The 18,940-nt window shown below is 64.0% G+C and carries 16 protein-coding genes; 6 read left to right on the plus strand and 10 right to left on the minus strand.

Features of this window, described 5'->3' with window-relative positions; genetic code table 11:
• Position 1: 1 nt before the first annotated feature.
• The 3 genes from rhaI to H578_RS0106980 form a co-directional block, all read right to left on the minus strand.
• Positions 2 to 1,162 carry an L-rhamnose isomerase gene (gene rhaI, locus H578_RS0106970; protein WP_022872975.1) on the minus strand — a complete coding sequence of 387 codons (1,161 nt, stop codon included), beginning with the start codon at positions 1,160 to 1,162 and terminating at the stop codon, positions 2 to 4.
• A gap of 455 nt (positions 1,163 to 1,617) precedes the next feature.
• Positions 1,618 to 1,965, minus strand: coding sequence for an L-rhamnose mutarotase (locus H578_RS0106975; protein ID WP_022872976.1), 348 nt, complete (start codon positions 1,963 to 1,965; stop codon positions 1,618 to 1,620).
• Positions 1,966 to 1,982: 17 nt separating this feature from the next.
• Complete coding sequence (locus H578_RS0106980; protein WP_156837247.1) at positions 1,983 to 2,465, minus strand: 6TM ABC transporter family protein; 483 nt, start codon at positions 2,463 to 2,465, stop codon at positions 1,983 to 1,985.
• A 42-nt stretch (positions 2,466 to 2,507) separates the two neighbouring features.
• On the opposite strand from H578_RS0106980, the gene H578_RS0106985 reads away from it, so the two are divergent.
• The 5 genes from H578_RS0106985 (at position 2,508) to H578_RS0107005 (ending at position 8,520) form a co-directional block, all read left to right on the plus strand.
• Complete coding sequence (locus H578_RS0106985; protein ID WP_022872978.1) at positions 2,508 to 3,524, plus strand: LacI family DNA-binding transcriptional regulator; 1,017 nt, start codon at positions 2,508 to 2,510, stop codon at positions 3,522 to 3,524.
• Between the two features lie 92 nt (positions 3,525 to 3,616).
• Positions 3,617 to 4,750, plus strand: a complete 1,134-nt coding sequence (locus H578_RS0106990; RefSeq protein ID WP_022872979.1) for an L-talarate/galactarate dehydratase — start codon at positions 3,617 to 3,619, stop codon at positions 4,748 to 4,750.
• Between the two features lie 140 nt (positions 4,751 to 4,890).
• Positions 4,891 to 5,781 (plus strand): LysR family transcriptional regulator, encoded by an 891-nt coding sequence (locus tag H578_RS0106995; protein WP_022872980.1) that lies wholly within the window; start codon positions 4,891 to 4,893, stop codon positions 5,779 to 5,781.
• Between the two features lie 93 nt (positions 5,782 to 5,874).
• Positions 5,875 to 6,828, plus strand: coding sequence for a 5-dehydro-4-deoxyglucarate dehydratase (gene kdgD / locus H578_RS0107000; protein WP_022872981.1), 954 nt, complete (start codon positions 5,875 to 5,877; stop codon positions 6,826 to 6,828).
• Positions 6,829 to 6,921: 93 nt separating this feature from the next.
• A complete protein-coding gene (locus H578_RS0107005; protein WP_022872982.1) occupies positions 6,922 to 8,520 on the plus strand; it encodes an aldehyde dehydrogenase (NADP(+)) in 1,599 nt (532 codons plus the stop codon).
• A gap of 36 nt (positions 8,521 to 8,556) precedes the next feature.
• Here H578_RS0107005 and H578_RS0107010 read toward each other — a convergent pair whose 3' ends face one another.
• The 6 genes from H578_RS0107010 to H578_RS15600 form a co-directional block, all read right to left on the minus strand.
• Positions 8,557 to 9,069 (minus strand): hypothetical protein, encoded by a 513-nt coding sequence (locus H578_RS0107010; RefSeq protein ID WP_022872983.1) that lies wholly within the window; start codon positions 9,067 to 9,069, stop codon positions 8,557 to 8,559.
• Between the two features lie 92 nt (positions 9,070 to 9,161).
• Positions 9,162 to 11,267, minus strand: coding sequence for a beta-galactosidase (locus tag H578_RS0107015; protein ID WP_022872984.1), 2,106 nt, complete (start codon positions 11,265 to 11,267; stop codon positions 9,162 to 9,164).
• 151 nt (positions 11,268 to 11,418) lie between these two features.
• Positions 11,419 to 13,395, minus strand: coding sequence for a glycoside hydrolase family 127 protein (locus H578_RS13945; protein WP_022872985.1), 1,977 nt, complete (start codon positions 13,393 to 13,395; stop codon positions 11,419 to 11,421).
• A 23-nt stretch (positions 13,396 to 13,418) separates the two neighbouring features.
• Positions 13,419 to 14,234, minus strand: coding sequence for a carbohydrate ABC transporter permease (locus H578_RS0107025; protein WP_022872986.1), 816 nt, complete (start codon positions 14,232 to 14,234; stop codon positions 13,419 to 13,421).
• Positions 14,231 to 15,145 (minus strand): carbohydrate ABC transporter permease, encoded by a 915-nt coding sequence (locus H578_RS0107030; protein WP_022872987.1) that lies wholly within the window; start codon positions 15,143 to 15,145, stop codon positions 14,231 to 14,233. Before H578_RS0107030 ends, H578_RS0107025 begins: the two co-directional genes overlap by 4 nt.
• A complete protein-coding gene (locus H578_RS15600; protein WP_022872988.1) occupies positions 15,142 to 16,377 on the minus strand; it encodes a sugar ABC transporter substrate-binding protein in 1,236 nt (411 codons plus the stop codon). Before H578_RS15600 ends, H578_RS0107030 begins: the two co-directional genes overlap by 4 nt.
• A gap of 189 nt (positions 16,378 to 16,566) precedes the next feature.
• On the opposite strand from H578_RS15600, the gene H578_RS0107040 reads away from it, so the two are divergent.
• A complete protein-coding gene (locus H578_RS0107040) occupies positions 16,567 to 17,547 on the plus strand; it encodes a LacI family DNA-binding transcriptional regulator (RefSeq protein WP_245554940.1) in 981 nt (326 codons plus the stop codon).
• Between the two features lie 87 nt (positions 17,548 to 17,634).
• Here H578_RS0107040 and H578_RS0107045 read toward each other — a convergent pair whose 3' ends face one another.
• The gene (locus H578_RS0107045; protein ID WP_022872990.1) at positions 17,635 to 18,933 is read right to left on the minus strand and encodes an ABC transporter substrate-binding protein; all 1,299 of its coding nucleotides are present in this window, start codon (positions 18,931 to 18,933) and stop codon (positions 17,635 to 17,637) included.
• Positions 18,934 to 18,940 lie beyond the last annotated feature (7 nt).

Here is an 18,940-nt window from a genome sequence, read left to right on the forward strand (position 1 = left end):
CTTACCAGGACATCTGCGTGCCGCCGACGCGCTCGGCTTCGATCTTCTCCTGATAGCCGGACTCGGCATAGGCGCGCATCGGCTCTGCAGGCAGTCCACGGGACTCCCGCCAGGCAGCCAGGTCGGCCCGGACGTCGGTGTAGAAGGCATCCATGAAGATCTGGTGGGCTTGAAGTACATCACCAGCCTGTTGGGCGGCGGCCAGGGCGTCCCGGTCCACCAGCAGTGCCCGGGCGGTCATCTCCTGAACGTTGAGCACGCTGCGGATTTGCCCCGGGATCTTCTTCTCGATGTTGTGGCACTGGTCCAGCATGAAGGCGACCTCGGACTCGGGTCCGTAGCCGCCACCGCGGATCACTTCGAAGAGGATGCGGAACAGCTGGAAGGGGTCAGCGGAGCCGACGATGAGGTCGTCGTCGGCGTAGAACCGGGAGTTGAAGTCAAAGGAACCGAGTTTGCCGACCCGCAGTAGCTGGGTGACGATGAACTCCACATTGGTGCTGGGGGCGTGGTGGCCGGTGTCGAGGCAGACCACGGCGTTGTCCCCCAGGGCCTGGACGTGCACCAAGGCGGTGCCCCAGTCCGGCACATCGGTGTGGTAGAAGCTGGGCTCGAAGATCTTGTACTCCAGGACCAGACGTTGCTCACCGCTGAGCTGGGCGTAGATTGTCTGCAGGGAGTCGGCCAGCCGGTCCTGCCGGCCGCGCATATCCGCCTGCCCGGGGTAGTTGGAGCCGTCAGCTAACCAGATTTTCAGGTCCCGCGACCCGGTGGCGTTCATAATCTCGATGCACTCCAGGTGGTGGTCAATGGCCTTTCGGCGCACGGAGTCATCGTGATGGGTCAACCCACCGAGCTTGTAGTCATCATCCTGGAATGTGTTGGAGTTGATCGTGCCGATCTCAATGCCCTGGTCCTGGGCGTAACGGGTCAGCGCACCGAAATCGTCCACCTGGTCCCAGGGGATATGCAGAGCCACTTTGGGGGCCAGTCCGGTGAACCGGTGGACCGTGGCGGCGTCGGCGATTTTTTCCTCGACCGTTCGCGGGGTGCCGGGGGATCCGAAAACCTTAAACCGGGTTCCTGAGTTCCCGTAGGCCCAGGAGGGCACTTCGATGGCCTGGTGCTCCAGTTGGGGAGCAATCTCTGCGAAGGTCGGCATTGGTCCTCTTCTCTTCCAGCCCCGTTCGGCAGCTGGGTCACAGGTCGTGGCCCACGCAGGCGTCCCCCACGCGAGTAAATCGTTTCAATGCCACGATGTTATGACTCAGGTCACAGCAGTGTCAATCATGTGTTCGACGCCGCCACAGAAGTCACTCACCCAGGGTCGACTCGCAGGCGACGACATAAGGTTGCTAAACGCTCGAAGAGTCGTTCACAGCTGCTGTAGTTTTTCGACAGCAGGCTGTGGGGGTGCTTGGTTCGAATGAGTCCACTCCACGGGATATCCCAGAGCTCGCAATGTCGTTGCTGCATGTTCCGGATCATCTCGAACTGCTGCTGCTAGTCGGTCTTGTTTATAGATTCCCGGAGGGAAGGACACGGACATCACCGTTCAACGACGGATAAGCAGGTCCAATGACTCGATTTCATCGATGCCGGGAACCCACGGCGGCTTTAGTCGTCTTCGACGGCGGCCAGCTGCTCCTCCAAGTTGAAAACCTCTTTGAGCTCCACGAAGCCGGTGTCGGGGCGGGCGCCCTCGAGGGCCACGAAAAATTCGGCCATCTCCGCCTGCCACCGGGCGTTGACTTCCTCGGTTTCCATGGCAGCTTGAGCGGCCTGAAGGGATTCGGTCTCGAAGTAGCCGATGAGTAGCCCATCCTCACGAATGAACAGCGAGTAGTTGTTCCACCCATTGCGCTTTAATGCGCGCAGCATCTCGGGCCACACCGCAGCGTGACGCTCGATGTATTCATCCATCCGCTCGGGTTTGACCTGGAGCTGGAAGCAGACCTTACGCATGTGTTCTCCTCTGGTGGTTACTGGTAATCGGCCATACCGCCGCGGCTGGTGGGGCCGTCGTCGGTGTTCATCGGTTCGGTGGGGTCCAGACGTTGATCGAGCCGGTATCCGCCCCATCCGGCGCCGGCGGCGACCAGCAGCATCCACGCAATATCGAAGACCGGGTCACCGGTACCGAAGACGAATCCGAAGGTCACCGCCAACCCGATGGCCGCGGCAGCAGCTCCGGCGGCAATCGCTGACTCCAGTGGCGTAGAACTCCACAACCACCGGCCCACGGCAGAGATGAGCCCGGCGAAGATTCCCGCCACGACCCCGAGCGGGACATACACCCCCAGATAGGCCCATAAGGCTTCGACGAGGGCATCAGCGCCGAAGCGTCCGATGAGCATGTGATACGGCATACCCACCAGGACGACCACGAGCGTGCCGCATAGGGCACCGAGGACGCAGTGGAGGAGACGACGAAGGGTCTTGGGGGGCGGGACCTTATCAGGCATAGTGACCATCGTGCCTGAAATGTGAGCTGTATCCTAAACCGCATGGCTTCGGCACAGGTGCGGGACGTAGCGGCACGGGCGGGCGTCTCCCCAGCAACGGTCTCCAACGCCCTCAATCACCCCGAAAAGGTCTCGGCCGCCACCCTGAAGCGGGTACAGGTGGCTATCGAGGAACTCGACTACGTCCGCAATGACGCGGCCCGGCAACTGCGCCAGCAGCGCAACCGCGCGGTCGGCATGATCGTGATGGACTCGTCCAACCCGTTCTTCACCGGTGTGGCCCAGGGTGCCGAGGACACCCTGGCCGAACTGGGACGACCCATGCTGCTGGGCAACACCGACCAGGACACTGCTCGGGAGTTGACCCATCTGCAGCTCTTCGAGGAGCAGCGCCTGGCTGGGATCCTCATCTCGCCGGTGGGCAATGTCCTCGCTCGGCTGCGCAAAGTCGCCGCACGCGGCACGGCGGTGGTGATCGTGGACCGCAAAGCCGGTACCGATGAGTTCTCCTCAGTCTCCGTCGATGACACCCTCGGGGGCCGGCTTGCTGCGGAGCACCTGTTGCAGCTGGGACGGCGACGCATTGCGGTGATCGGAGGCCCCGGCACGATCCGTCAGGTGGCCCACCGGTATGGCGGGGCGAAAACCGCTGTGGAACGCTCCGAACTCAACGGCACGGCACTGGTGGAATTCTTTGACACCGGCGCGATGAATATTGAGGCCGGCCGACGGGGCGTACAGGAACTGCTCAGCCGCCCCGTCTCAAGCCGACCCGACGCCGTCTTCGCGACCAACGATTTGGTGGCCCTCGGGGCGCTGCAACAGCTCACCCGCTCCGGGGTCACAGTGCCTGAGGATATTGCCCTCATCGGCTATGACGACATCGAGTTCGCCGCCTCAGCCACAGTGCCGATCAGTTCGATCGCCCAGCCCACCGCCGATATGGGTCGCCGGGCTGCGCAACTGCTGCAGACCGCGATCGAAAACCCGGAAGCTCCCGTGGAGCACGTGGTGTTCACTCCCAGCCTCGTCGCCCGTGAGTCGACCCTGGGTGAGTGATCCCATGCCGGTGTGGTGAGATACCGTACCGGCATCTCTTGTCCGGCCCGCGTCACTGCCGCAGAGTGGCTCCCCTCGCTAGGATCCACCATGTGACTTCCACCACTGATGCCATTCGCCATATCCGCCTGTCCTCCGTCACGCTGCCGCTACACACCGCCATCTCAGATGCCAAAGTCTTCACCGGTCGCCAAAAACCGATGACCGAGGTGGTCTTCCTCTTCGCAGAGATCACCAGCGAGCAAGGGTTCGAAGGCGTTGGCTTCTCCTATTCCAAACGCGCCGGTGGGCCGGCCCAATACGCCCATGCCAAGGAAGTCGCAGCTCACGCGATCGGCGAAGATCCCAACGACATCGGCAAGCTCTACACCAAGCTGCTGTGGGCCGGGGCCTCAGTGGGGCGTAGCGGAGTGGCCACACAAGCTCTGGCGGCCATCGACGTCGCCCTCTGGGATATGAAAGCCAAGCGAGCCGGCCTGCCGCTGGCCAAGCTACTCGGTGCCCACCGGGACGCGGTCCGGACCTACAACACCTCCGGAGGCTTCTTGCACGCCAGTGTTGAGGAGATCACTGCCCGGGCCGATGAGGTGCTCGCCGCCGGCGTCGGCGGAATCAAAATCAAAGTGGGCTTGCCGGATTCGGCTGAAGACATCCGGCGCGTCACCGCCGTGCGGGAGCATCTGGGCGAGGACGTTGCGCTCATGGTCGATGCCAATCAACAGTGGGACCGCACCACCGCGCTGCGAATGGGTCGCCGACTCGAGGAATTCAACCTGGTGTGGATTGAGGAACCGGTGGATGCCTATGACGCCGAAGGTCACGCCGCGCTGGCTGACGCCCTCGACACTCCCATCGCCACCGGCGAGATGCTGGCCTCGGTGGCTGAACACGAACGACTCATCGCGACCGGCGCCTGCGACATCATCCAGCCAGATGCACCCCGGGTCGGCGGTATCACCCAGTTTTTGCGGCTGGCGGCCTTCGCCGATCAGGCCGGATTGGATCTGGCTCCACACTTCGCCATGGAGATCCACCTCCACTTGGCCGCCGCCTACCCGCGGGAGACCTGGGTGGAGCACTTCGACTGGCTGGACCCGCTCTTCAACGAACGCCTGGAGATCTCGGAGGGACGGATGCACGTCCCGGACCGCCCAGGCCTGGGATTGACCTTCAGCGAGCAGTCGCGTGCCTGGACCACAGACGCCGTCGAGTTCGGCACTCCCTAAACCGACGACGTCGCAGGCTCCGCTCATCGGCTTCCTTGCCACACCGCGACACACCTAGGGACTTGATATGACACACACCACATGGCACGATGATGCACACTAGGTTTGTTTTTCTCGTCTATTGATACCTGGAGGGCATCGTGTTTACCCTCGATCAGGTGCGTTCCTTCGTCGCCGTGGCGGAAGAGCTGCACTTCGGGCGGGCCGCTGAGCGGCTCAATATGACCCAGCCCCCGCTGAGCCGCCAGATCCAGAAGTTGGAGAAGTCCGTCGGCGTCAAGCTGGTCGAACGAGATAACCGCCGGGTGGCCCTGACCCCCGCTGGAACCGCCTTCCTCGAGCAGGCCCGCAAAGTCCTCATTACCGCTGAACAGGCCCCTCAGGCCGCCCGACGGATTGCCCGCGGCCAGGCGGGGGTGCTGCGGATCGGCTTCACCGCGGCCTCCGGGTTCAGCGTGCTAGGGCAATTACTGGCCGATCTGGCCGAGACCGCTCCCGAGGTCGACGTCGACTTACGGGAGATGGTGACCAGTGAACAGATCGCGGCCCTGTCCAAGGACGAGATCGACGTCGGACTCGCCCGCCCACCCTTCGATTCAGACCTCTTTGACTCCCGTCTGCTGCACGCCGAGCCCTTAGAACTTGCGGTCCCGGCCGGGCACCGGCTCACCGAGTTAGGCCGCCCAGTAGCCGCCAAAGACCTCAAAAACGTGCCGCTCATCATGCACCACCCTTCCAAAGCGCGGTACTTCTACGATTTGTCCATCCGCAATGTCCCCATCCACCACGGCAATGTGGTCCACACCGTCAGTCAGATCCTGACGATGATCTCGTTGGTCGCTGCCGGCCGGGGCGCCGCCTTTGTGCCGGCTTCGGCCCGCAAGCTCGGCATCGACGGCGTGGAGCACCTGAGCCTGGAGGCCTCTCCGGACAATGTGGTTGAACTGCACGCGGTGTGGAACCGCCAGCGGTTCAACCCTGCGCTGCGCCGGCTGCTGACCGCTCTTGAGCGCGATGCCTCCGGCACATAAGCCCATACAAAACAAGGCGTGGACTACGCCGGAAACCATCCATAGGGTGAGGGCAGCATTGCCGCGCCCTGACTGATCGCAAGGGAGATCTTCGTGCCCCAGTACACCCCGCAGGAACTAGCCGACCACCTCAAGGACGGTCTGCTCTCTTTCCCCGTCACCGCCTTCACACAAGACCTGCAGATCGATGAAGACGCCTACCGGGCCCATGTGAATTGGCAGGCCCGGCAGGGCGTGGCCGGGCTCTTCGCCGCCGGCGGCACCGGTGAGGGATTCAGCCTCTCGGTGGAAGAGAACGCCCAGGTGGTCCGCGCCGCAGCAGAAGAGGCCGCCGGGGCGGTGCCAGTGCTGGGCTCCGCCGGAGGTGCCACCTACCAGGCTGTAGCCAACGCCCAGGCGGCCGAGGCTGCCGGCTGCGAGGGCCTGCTGCTGCTGCCGCCGTACCTGACCGAATGCGATCAGGCCGGGCTTGAGGCGCACGTCGACGCCGTCTGCGAGGCCACCAGCATCGGGGTCATCGTCTACAACCGAGCCAACGCGGTCTACAAAGCGGAGACCGTGGCCCGCTTGGCGGAGAAACACGAGAACTTCATCGGCTTCAAAGACGCCACCGGGGACATCGAGGCGGTCACCCGGGTGGTGGCCACCAACGGTGACCGGCTGTTCTACCTGGGCGGACTGCCCACAGCGGAGACCTTCGCCCTACCGATGCTGCAGCTGGGGATGAGCACCTACTCCTCAGCCATGTACAACTTTGTCCCCGAGTTCGCCCTGGAGTTCTACGCCGATGTGCGCCGCCAGGACCGTGCCGCGGTGACCGAGAAACTCAACCGGTTCGTGCTGCCCTACCTTCAGATCCGTGACCGGGTGAAGGGCTACGGGGTGAGCATCGTCAAAGGAGGACTGAAGGCCGTGGGACGGGACGTTGGCCCGGTTCGCCCACCGCTGCAGGATCTCACCGAGCAGGATGTCCAGGATCTCTCCGATCTCATCGACGCCGCCGGCATCCGTCCCACCAGTGGGGCCGAAGCACTCTCGGCTGTCTGATCCCCCGCTTTATCATCCATGCTCCACCGCCCCGGGGCCCCTCAGCTGCGGGGCTGAAGACCCTCTGATCCGTTCACCACAGGAGTCACGACTATGCCGCAGAATCTCACCGGATCCTCCCTCATCGCTGGTCAGCAGGTGCCCGGCACTGGCCGCACTGTCCACGGCCACAACCCCGCCACCGGGGAACAGCTGGAGCCCGGCTACACCCTCATTGACGAATCACAGTTGAGCCAGGCCACCGCCGCTGCGGCAGAGGCCTACCCGAGCTTCTCCACGCTGGAACCGGAAGCCCACGCGAGCTTCTTGGAGTCCATCGCCGCCAATATCGAGGCCGTGGGGCAGGAACTGGCCGCCCGGGTGATGGCCGAGACGGGGTTGCCCGAGGCCCGGGTGACCATGGAACGCGGTCGCACGGTGAACCAGTTGCGCCTGTTCGCCTCTGTGGTCCGCGCCGGGGATTTCCGCGGGGTCCGTTGGGATCCCGCGATTCCAGACCGCACGCCGCTGCCGCGCCCGGATATTCGCCAGCGCCGTATCCCCTTGGGTCCGGTGGCCGTCTTTGGTGCGAGCAACTTTCCGCTGGCCTTCTCGGTGGCCGGTGGAGACACCGCCTCCGCCCTAGCTGCCGGTTGTCCTGTGGTCTTCAAAGCCCACAACGCCCACCCGGGAACCTCAGAGATCGTCGGTCAGGCGATCACCCAGGCGGTGGCCGATGCCGACCTTCATCCTGGGGTCTTCAGCCTGATCTACGGTCCGGGTGCTTCGATCGGCCAGGCCCTGGCCTCTGATCCGGCGATCACCGCGGTGGGCTTCACCGGGTCCCGCGCCGCCGGGGTTTCGCTGATGCAGGCCGCCGCTGCCCGTGAGGTTCCCATTCCGGTGTACGCGGAGATGAGCAGTATCAACCCGGTGTTCTTCTTCCCCGGTGTTCTGGAGAAGAACGACGACGACGTCGCCGCACTTGCTCAGGCGTACATCACCTCGGTCACCGGCTCCTCGGGTCAGCTGTGCACTCAGCCGGGTCTGGTCTTTGTGCCATCCGGCACAGCTGGTGACCGCTTTGTCACCGCTGTGGGTGAGGCCGCCGCCCAAGTGGAGGGACAGACGATGCTCACTGCCTCAATCTGCCAGTCCTGGAAGCAGGGCGTGGAGCAGTTGGCCGCCCAGACGGGAGTGGAGTTGGTCGGCCGGGGAGCCGAAGGGCCCCATGACAACGCCCCGGCGCCGGCGGTGTACCAGGCCTCGGCTGAGCAGTTCCGGAACAACCCGGTCCTCCACGAGGAGATCTTCGGTGCCGCCTCCCTGGTGATCCGCTATGACTCCCCGGCCGATTTGGCCGAGGCGACTCAGCGGCTGGAAGGCCAGTTGACCGCCACTATTCATGTGGCCGAGTCCGACTACGCTCAGGCTGCCCCGCTGGTGCCACTGCTGGAGCAGAAAGCGGGCCGGATTCTTGCCAATGGCTGGCCCACCGGGGTGGAGGTCAACCACGCCATGGTGCACGGCGGCCCCTTCCCGGCCACCTCGGATTCCCGCACCACCAGTGTGGGGACCCTAGCCATTGAGCGTTTCTTGCGTCCAGTGGCGTATCAGAACCTGCCGGAGGAGCTGCTGCCGGAACCGGTCAAGGCCGACAACCCGTGGAACCTCAACCGGCGCATCGACGGCGACCTCCAGCTCGAGTCCTGACCCTCCAGCGACGTTCTACCGAAGAAGAGCTGGGGCTCACAGCCCGGGCGGCTGGTGGACGCCCTGGCCGAGATTGCTGAAGGGGATCCTGCTCTGGAAGGTGTCGTCCTTGACGATCCGCCCCATGTCTAAGCGCGACTGAGGTTCCTGGGTCGCGCGGACGAACGCGTTGCTCGCAGGCACCCAGAGAAGCACCAGGCCCACCAGGGCCGGCAGGACCGTCAACACCAATGCGGGATGCAGCAGCAGGAGGGCCGGTGTGAGGGCGATCATGGCAGTGGCCGCCACTCGCCACCGTCGCGAACCGCTGGTGCCGCGAGCCGCAACCAGCAGGAGCGGGACGCCCACAAGTGCGGCGATGCCGAGGCGGCCTACTGCGCGAATGAAGGGCCCGAGCTCCGCGGGGTCTGGGGCGGCAAGGCCGAAGAGCGCTCCAGACACGATGATGGTGACCCCGGCGGCCGCGATCAGAAACGCCGCCGCCTTCATGGTCCCCGGCCGCCGGGGCTGCACGCGCGGCACAGAGGGCCGGTCCGTTGTCCGACTCATGGCCACCACCTTCCTGATCGCTGGGTTCAGCTATATGATCCAGGACACATTCTCCTGACTGCGCCTGGGCAGCAGCTGGGCACGGCGGGCGGCTATGTCTCCTGGACGACGGCGATTCCTCCAGCAGGGACGTTCAGCTTGCCTTTGATCTTGCTGTCGCTGAGCAGTTCGTGCCCCTTGACCTTGAGCTTGGCGTCATTGCCGGTGTGGTTGAAGACGAAGAGGAAGCTTTCGGTCTCGCTGCGGCGCCGGACCACTTCGATCCCTTCGGGCGCGTCTTCATGCTCCGGGGCGACACCGGCTTCGGTGAGCACCTCGGTGAGAATGCTCTTCACCGCGTCGTCGTCGGGCCGGGTGCCCACGTACCACCCTGCCCCTTCGCCGACGGTGTTGCGCGTCACCGCGGGTAGCCCCGCCAGGGTGAAGATACCGGTCGGCGCTGTGGTCGCAGCGGCAGCGGCAGGGTCATCGACCCGTTGAAGGGTCGCGAAACGGCGCACCACCTCAGCGGCACCAGAACCGGAGTCGGTGACGGTGATCTTCTCGCTCCAGAAGTCAGCGGTGCTGCCATCATCCAGGGTGATTCGCTCGTTCGGCTGCACAGGCCAGAACTCCTCGGTGCGGATACCGAGCAGTTGGCGGAATGCCCCCGGGTAACCGCCCAGGCGGACATTGTCGTACTCGTCAACGATGCCGGAGAAGTAGGTGACCAGCACGCTAGCTCCTCGGGAGGCGGCCTCGGCGATCCGCTCCGCTGTGGCGTCGTCGGTGAGGTAAAGCCCCGGGACGATGATGCTGCGGTACCCGCTGAGGTCATCACTGGGATGTACGACGTCGGTGGTCACCCCGAGATTCCACAGGCCGCGGTACCAGCGCAGCACCTCCTCCGGATAGGAGTAGTCATTATTGGGATGGGAGTCCAGTTCGGCTCCCCACCAGGCCTCGTAGTCGAAGAGCACCGCCACCTCAGCGGTGACCTCAGTGCCCTTGACCGGCTCCAACTGCTTCAGCGCATCCCCGAGGCGCACGGTGGTGCGGTAGACGTCAGTGTCACGGCCCCCGTGGGGCACCATCGCCGAGTGGTATTTCTCCGCACCGGCTTTGGACTGCCGCCACTGGAAGAACATCACCGCATCAGCTCCCCGGGCCACGTGCCCCAGGGAGTCGCGGAGCATCTCCTCCGGGGGCTTGGTGTGGTTCCGCGGCTGCCAGTTCACCCCGGAGGTGGAGTGCTCCATGAGCATCCACGGCTTGCCGCGGGCCACACCGCGGGTGAGGTCAGCACTGAAGGCCAGTTCAATGTGGCGCTGCGGGTCATCGGCGATGGTGTAGTGATCGGTGGCGATGACATCCATGTCGTCGGCCCAGTCGAAGTAGTCCATGTTCTTCGAACGGGTGGTGCACATGAAATTAGTGGTCACCGGGACATCAGGGGTGACCTCACGCAGTACGGCTTTCATGTCCCGGAAGTAGCTGAGCAGCTCATCGGAGGAGTACCGGTAGAAGTCCAACTTCTGGGTGGGATTGACGAACATGGGCGCAGTGCGCGGAGGCAAGATCTCCTCAAAACTGGAATACCGCTGGGACCAGAAGGCCGTTCCCCACGCGGCGTTGAGATTTTCCACTGTCCCGTAGCGGGACTCAAGCCACCGGCGGAAGGCCGCAGCGGCGTCGTCGGAGAAGTCATGGGAATTGTGGCAGCCGATCTCATTGTCCACGTGCCACAGTGCCAGGGCGGGGTGGTCGGCATAGCGTTCTGCCATAGCTCGGGTCATGCCCACGGCGTAGTCGCGGAAGACCGGGTTGGAGACCGAGTATGCCTGGCGGGCCCCAGGCCACAGGGTGACACCCTCAGCCGTCTGGGGCAGGATCTCGGGGTGCTGATGGGTCAACCATGGCGGCGGGGAGGCCGTGGCGGTCGCCAAAGCCGCGTAGATACCGGCCTCAGCGAGCCGGTCGAGGGTCTCATCGAGCCAGCCCCAGTCGTACTCGCCCTGACGTGGTTCGAGCATCGCCCAGGAGAAGATACCCACGCTGACCAGATTCACTCCGGCTTCGGTCATCAACTCGATGTCTTCTAGCCGGGTCTGCTGGGGCCACTGCTCGGGGTTGTAGTCCCCGCCATAGGCCAGTCCGGGGACTTTCTCCGGCCAGCGGTATTCAGGTGCTGAGTCAGTGCGTGCGCGGTTGGTGCTCATCTCTCTCCTTGGTTCGGAGGTCTCCGGGCACCCTCAGGTGCCAGGCTGTATCTACCCCTGAAGGGCAGTGGCTCGGCACCACCCTATCGATAAAGTGATGTCCCCCTCATCCAAGGTGCTCACGGCAGCGGGGCACCTCACCAGGGTCACATCAGGGGGAGGCCTCGGTGTGCCGCTGACGTAGCTGAGCACTGGCTGCTGGCACCTCGGGCAACCAGACGCGCATGGTGGCGGGCCCGCGGTTGCCCCAGCGGTGGTAAGGGATCAGCGGGATGAAGAGCACATCATCACTCTCACCGGGTTCGGGGGTGGCCGTCGGCGCATAGGGCCAGGCACGGTCGGTGTCCCGATGGGCCCGCACCGGCACGTAGACGGTCTTACCTTCCCCGCGTAACGGGTATCGGGGATCAGCGCGCACTCCGGAGACATCACTGACTCCCTGGCGGACCATCTCTGCTGGCAGGTCCGTGGATTCCAGGGCCATGACCACCGGACCGCATTCGACCGCGACGTGTGTGCGCACGGCATCAACCCGGGGGTCGGCCCAGGTCCAGCGGGGGGCCACCGGTAATTCCACGGTGACCGTGTCCCCGGCTGCCAGGCCCGTCTGCGACTCACCGGTCCCGGGAATGTGGAAACTGCCAGGATCAGCGCTGACCGGCTCGTGGCTGCCCCACCAGATGCGAGTCCCCTGCGCCCATGCTGGGACGCGTAGGCTCAGTCGCCAGTCTTCGGGGGCCTGCACCACGTGGATGCGCACACTGCCGGCATAGGGGTAGTCGGTCTCGATACGCAGGGTGACCCTCCGGCCACCGGCAAGTGTGGTCTCCACCGTACCTGGCATGTACTGATGCACCTGGAGACCGTCATCATCGGCAGTGGCCACGTAGGCGCCCAAGGACGCTAATGTGCGGGTTAAGTTAGTGGGACAACAGGAGACGTCGAACCAGGCAGCCCGCACACTGGAGGCGGCTCGGGGGCTCGGTTCCTCCTGGTCCGGGGAGTCCCCGGCAACACGCTGATACAGGGTGTTCGTATAGAAGAAACTGCGCCCATCCTGCGCCACGGCGGCAGCGATGACGTTATAGAGCGTGCGTTCGATGGCATCAGCGTGCACCGGATCACCGGTGGCCAATAGCAGACGATGGTTCAGCTGGACCGAGGCGATGCCGGCGCAGGTCTCAGAGTAGGAGCGGTCGGGGGGAAGCACGAAGTCCCCACCGAAGGCCTCCCCTTCGTGGTGGGCGCCCATTCCGCCGGTGAGGTACGTGCGCCGGGCCAGTGCGCTGGTGAGCTGATTCGACACGGCGGTGAGAAGTTCGTCATCTCCAGTATCGATGGCGACGTCGGCCGCTCCAGAGGAGAGGTACAGGGCCCTGACCGCGTGCCCCCGTAACGTGGTCGCTGTCCGGACCGGTGTGTCGTCCTGGAAGTACTCCTGTCCAAAGAAGATCTTCCCCAGCGCGCCCCGTCCCCGCCGCTCGATAAATTGCTGCGCCTGGCGGAGGTATTTCGTGTCCCCGGTGACCCTAGAGAGTTCGGCCAGTGCTGTTTCGATTTCTGGGTGTCCGCAGATGCGCGGGTCATCGGGCGCGCCGAACTCTCGGCACACGTGCTCAGCAGCCGCCACCGCAGTGCGTACCAGCAGGTCCTCTCCGTAGCAACGGGCCCGCGCGACCCCGGCCTGAATGAGGTGACCGAAGCAGTAGAGTTCGTGCCCCCATTCCAGATCAGAGTAGCGGGGCTGTTGCCCTGGTCGTCCGAACATGGTGTTGAGGTAGCCGTCGCTTTCCTGCGCGGCAGCGACCCGGGCGCTGAGGGCCTGGAAACGCGCTTCGAGGTGTTGGTCTCCGGTGCGGCCGATTTCCCAGGCCATCCCTTCGAGCAGCTTATAGACCTCAGAGTCGGAGAACTCCCGACCGCTTCTTCCCGCAGGGAGCGTACCGGCTGCTGCACGGTCGAAATTCGCCGCCCACCCTGTCTTCTCGATCCAGTGCTCGACATGCGGAATGACCGCCGAGTGGGTCAGCTCCTGGCGCTGCCCCCAGAAGCCACCCTCGAGGGTGACCTCCTCGATGCCGAGCGGTCGGAAGCGGCCGGCACGGGGTTGAACGGGGGAAATAGTCATATCGAATACGTCTCCAGACGGGGTCACTTGACTGCCCCGACGGTTAATCCGTCGCGGAGCAGCCGGTAGCTTGAAACGAACACAATGAGGATGGGAATCGAGGTCAGCACCGCTAAGGCCATCAAGCCAGGCCAGTCGATGCCGAAGGCGGAGACTTGCTGGGCCAGCAGAGCCGAGAGGGGGTAACCGCCGGGGCTGAGCATGAAACTCACCGCGTAGAGGAACTCTCCCCAGGCCAGCAGGAACGTGATCGATCCGACGGTCAAGACCCCGTTGCGCGCCAATGGCAGCACGATGGACCAGAAGGTGCGGAACATACCGGCCCCATCGAGAGAGCCTGATTCTTCCAATGACATGGGAACCGCTCGGAAGAAAGGTCTCAGTAACAAGGTGGCAAAGGGTGCCAGCAGGGCTGTGTCGGCGATGATGACCCCGGTCAAGGAGTCCAACAGTCCCCACTGGCCGAAGTGCCGAAACAATGGGATAACCAGTGCGGTCTGGGGCATCATTTGCAGCACGATGAGGGCCACCAGCCCCAGCGTGACCGACCAGTGGGCCACTCGTGCCAGGGCATAGGCCGCCGGAACCGCAATCAGCAGCACCAGGGCCGTGGTTCCCACTGCGATGCTGACCGACTGCTGGAGCGCATCGAAGAGGTTGCTGTTGAGATTCCGGGTATAGGCCTGGACCGTGGGTTCGAAGACGAAGGCCGCAGAAGGATCGAAGACATCCGAGGAACGTTTGAAGGAGGTCAGAACGATCCACACCATCGGTACCCCGTAGAGCAGGGTGAAGAACAGCTTGGTCAGGATCGCGACCGGTCCGGCGCTGGTATTCATGACCGTTCCTCCTTTCCGATGGTGCGTGCGTAGACCCCCGCCAGCACGAGCACGCCGACGACGGCGAGGAACGATGTGGCCGAACCCAGGCCGTAGTCGTATCGGTTGAAGGCTTGGAGGTATCCCAGGAAGGGCAGGGTCGCTGTCGCCGTCCCCGGGCCGCCGAAGGTCATCACGTAGATGAAGTCAAAACTGCGGAAACCGTAGACGACCGTGAGCACGAAGAGCACCAGCGTGGTTCCACGCACTGCAGGGAGCATGATGTGACGGATTTCCTGGAATCGTGTGGCGCCGTCGACGGCCGCTGCTTCGAAGATCTCCGGTGGGATGGCCATCAGCGCGGCCCGGAAAACCAGGGCGTTGAATGGGATGACGGCGAAGGCCGCCACCGAGGCGACCGAGATCAACGCCCACTGCGGGTCATAAAGGAAGGGCACCGGGCTGATCCCGATGAAGCCCAGCAGCGTGTTGACCAGTCCACTTTCGGCCAAGAGGAACTTCCATACCGAGCCATTGACCACCGGGGGCAAGGCCCACACAAAGACCATGAGCGCTAACAGTGCTGCCGACCACCACCCCTTAGTGCGCAAGGCGATCGCCACAGCGAGGCCGAGCAGCATACCCGCGACGGTCACGATGCAGACCACCACCAGGGTGCGCACAATGGCGGCGGGACTTTCTCCGGCGGTGAAGCCGCGCAGGAAATTATCCCAGGCGACGAAATCCCAACCGCCTTGGTTCAACGTGGCCTGGGTGACGTCGTGGACGCTCATCCAGGCCAGCTGCAGCAGCGGGTAGACGGCGAAGACCGCCATGAACAGGGCTGCCGGAAGCGCGAAGATCAGGTGCCGGCGGGAGTTATGCCACCCCCGCCGGCGAGCCCGACTGGGAACAACCGGAACTGCTGTCACTGCTCAGGCAGGCTCTCAAGGACCGACATGGCGTCAGCGGCGGCATCCTCTGGTGAGGACTGCTTGCCGATGACGGCACTCCAGGCCTGGGCCATTCCCACCTGAACGTCTCCCACCGATTCCGGCGGAATGACGCCATCGGGGTAGGTCGCCCCGAACTGGGAAACCGTTTCACTGAAGGGTGCGAGAATCTCATCCTCAGTGACGAGATCTTCCTCCGCAGCATCTGAGCGTGATGGCAGCGATCCCACGATCTCGAGGGCTTCCAACTGTCCGTCGGGGTCGAGGTAGGTGGACTCGAGGTACTCCCAGGCGAGATCTGGGTTCTCGCTGTTGACCCCGATGCCCTGTCCCTCACCGCCCAGGTAGACCTGGCCGCTCTCGGACAGGGGCAGTGGCACCACGCCGTAGTTGAAGTCGGCGTCGGCCTCGGCGTTACCGCGCTGCCAGTTGCCGTTCACCGCGAAGGCGGTGTCCCCGGCGGACCACTCCTGGAAGGGAACAGTCTGGTCCCAGGTGACCGCTTCTTGGGAGAGCCAGCCTTCATCGACCCACTGTTCGACCCGGGTGAAAGCATTGACCAGAGCTTCCTCCTCCGGGGATTCGTAGCTGAACCCCTCTTCGCTGAGGAAGGGATAGGCCTGCCACTCCCCTTGAGAGTTAGGCAATCCCGTGAGGGTGATTCCGCGGTACCCCGCTTCGGAGGCCTCGGCCATGGCCGCTTCCAGTTCCTCCATGGTGGTGGGCGCCTCCACATCGATCTCCTCGAGGATTTCTGCGTTGTACCAGAGACCCAGCAAATTGACGTAACCCTGCACGGCGTAGAGTTCCTCGTCGACTTCGTGCAACACCGAGTCGGAGATGAGGTCGGCATCGGAGAAGCCTTCCCAGTACTCATCGATAGGGGCCAGCGCTCCACCCAGGGCCAAGATGGAGGCTTCGGCTCCGTTGAAGACCGCGACGTCGGGACCTTCCCCCGCGCCGGCGGAGTTGACCAAGCGGGAGTTCATCTCGTCATAGGGGACGTAGACGTTCTCCACGGTGACGCCGTCATGGGCTTCTTCGAATCTCTCTTTGTAGGTATCCATCAGCTCGACCTGAGCATCTTCGGCGAAGTAATGCCAGACGGTCAGCGTCTGTTCCTCATCCCCGGCGGCGTCTCCACCGCAGGCTGAAACGGCCAGCAATCCGGTGAGCGCTGCCCCGGTAGCAAGGCTTCGAGTGGGTGACATGGGATTCCTCCTCTATGAGCGGTGCGAGAAACGACCGAAATCGTTTTCGCTCAACATAGCAGTGAGGTAGATCACATGCAATACCTTATTGAGGGGATATAGCAGGTATCCTTGTCAGGCCTACTGCCATGGAAGGTACATCCGGGAGCTGCAATGGAAATACACCGAAAACGCGTGACACTGCGTGATGTGGCCGCAACGGCCGGCGTCTCCCCCAGCACGGCTTCCAAAGCATTGAACGGTCGCCGTGGTCAGGTCAGCGAGGCGACCCAAGCCCGCGTACGGCACGTTGCCGAAGACCTTGGCTTCACACCCAATGCTCTGGCTCAGGCGATGCACACCACCCGCACTGGCACCGTCGGGCTCATCACCGATGATCTCGAAGGACGGTTCAGCCTGCCCATCCTCATGGGTGCTGAGGATACTTTCGGTGCGGACCGGACCTCGGTCTTCCTCTGCGATGGACGGGGTGATCCCATCCGGGAAAGTCACCACCTCCGCGCGCTGGTCAGTCGACAGGTCGACGGGCTCATTGTGGTCGGCGCCCGTCCGGACACCCGGCCGTCGGTGAGCCATCGAGTTCCCATGCCTGTGGTCTACGCTTATGCGGCCTCCGAAGATGACAACGACCACTGCGTCACCACTGACAATGTCCGGGCCGGAGAGCTGGTCGCCGAGCACATGCTGGCTTTGGGACGGCGGAACATCGCCCACATCTCCGGGGACCCGGCCTACTCCGCAGCACAGGAACGCGTGGAAGGAATTACCTCTGTGCTGGCGGAGCACAATCTGAACCTCACAGCGAGACCACTGTTCGGCTCCTGGACTGAAACCTGGGGACGTGCCGCTGCCCGTGTACTCATGGAGGGGGATCATCCGGTCGATGCCATCATCGGGGGCAGTGATCGGATCACCCGGGGGATCATCGAAACCGTCAAGGCCATGGGCTATCGCATCCCTGAGGACATTGCGGTGGCCAGCTTCGACAACTGGGATCCGCTGGTCAGCGGTGGTCAACCCCCGGTGACCAGCGTCGACTTCCGGTTCAAGGAGATTGGCCGCCGGGCCGCCCGGCTTCTGTCCCTGGCGTTGGACAGTGCCGTACCGGAAGGCTCCCGCGAGGTGGTCGAGCCACAGTTGGTCATCCGCGAATCCTCCGTGGGCCTTTAACCCCTCACCACAGACAACGGTGGGGTGCCACCATACGGCGACACCCCACCTGCTCAGGGATTGCTCATCCCGTCCTCGTTGTCATGCTCACGGAGCGCCGACTTCGGACTCCATCTCAGCGATCATGGCCTCAGCGGCCTCGGCCGGGCTCTGGCGTTCGAAGAAGACCTCAAGCTCATAGCGGCGGAGGATCTCCTGCATCGCGCTGAAGCCCATAGCCGGAACCGGCTCAGCATCCTGGGCGGCCACCTCATCCTCGATCTCCAGCAGGAACTCCGCGGAGGTCAGGTCCGGCCCGTCGAGCTCCTCGAGCACGGCCTCCCGTCCGGCCGGGTGGGAGGGCAGCCCACGGTCGGTACCGTTCATCAGGGCGACATCCTCGGAGTTGACCATCCACTCGATGAAGTCCTGGACTTCCTCTGGATGGTCGGTGCCGGCATTGGCCGACCACAGCATGGTGGACTTGAACCACATGCCGTTCTCCTCGGCATTGCCGGTCTGGGATGGCATCCGCAGCGGCACCATGTCCACTCCAGCAGCCTCGGAGATCGCCGGCACCTGGTTGGTCCACCACATCCCCATGGCAACCTCATTGGAGCCGGTCATCGACTCATCCGGACCCGGGGTCTGGTCCTCAGCAATGACCGCAGCCGGCGGATAGGCACCCTCCTCCATGAACTGCAGGAGGTGCTCAAAGTACTCTTCGGCGTCGGCGGCGTCGAAACCGAGTTCACCCTCTTCGGTGGTCAGGTGCTGGCCCTGTTGGCGCAGCCACATCTGCAGGTCCGGCGGCTGTCCGGGGCCCGTGGCCCCATAGACGTCCTCAACCTCTTCGGTGATGGTGGCGGCGATCTCCCGGTAGTCATCCCAGGTCCAGGTGGTGTCGTCGGGAATCTCCACACCGGCCTGCTCAAAAATGTCCGGGTTGGCCAGCAGCACCATGGCGTTGATACCGGTGGTCACACCGATGAGGCCTTCGTTCTCGGTGCGACCGTTCTCCACGGCATCCTCGTCGAGCTCGGAGACGTCCACCTCGGTCAGCTCCAGCAGCTGCCCGCGCTCACCGTATTCGCGCAGGTAGTTGTCGTCCATCTGGATGACATCGGGGCCGTCTCCGCCGGCGAACTGTGTGGCCAGTTGGTCCCAGTACCCGTCCCAGTCGCCGTACTGCGGCTCAATGCGGATTCCGGGGTTCTCTTCTTCGTAGGCCTCGATGATGTCGTAGGTGTTCTGGTGGCGAGTGTCGGAGCCCCACCAGGCCACGGTCAAGGTGATCTCGCCGTCGTCGTCTCCGCCGTTACCGCAGGCGCTCAGGGCCAGGATGCCCGCACAGGCAGCGGCAGTGAGCTTGAGAGCACGACGGCGCACAGGGGTGTTGTCAGTCATGGTGCGT

Origin of the sequence: Nesterenkonia alba DSM 19423, from assembly GCF_000421745.1 — a bacterium.
GTDB classification, from domain to species: domain Bacteria; phylum Actinomycetota; class Actinomycetes; order Actinomycetales; family Micrococcaceae; genus Nesterenkonia; species Nesterenkonia alba.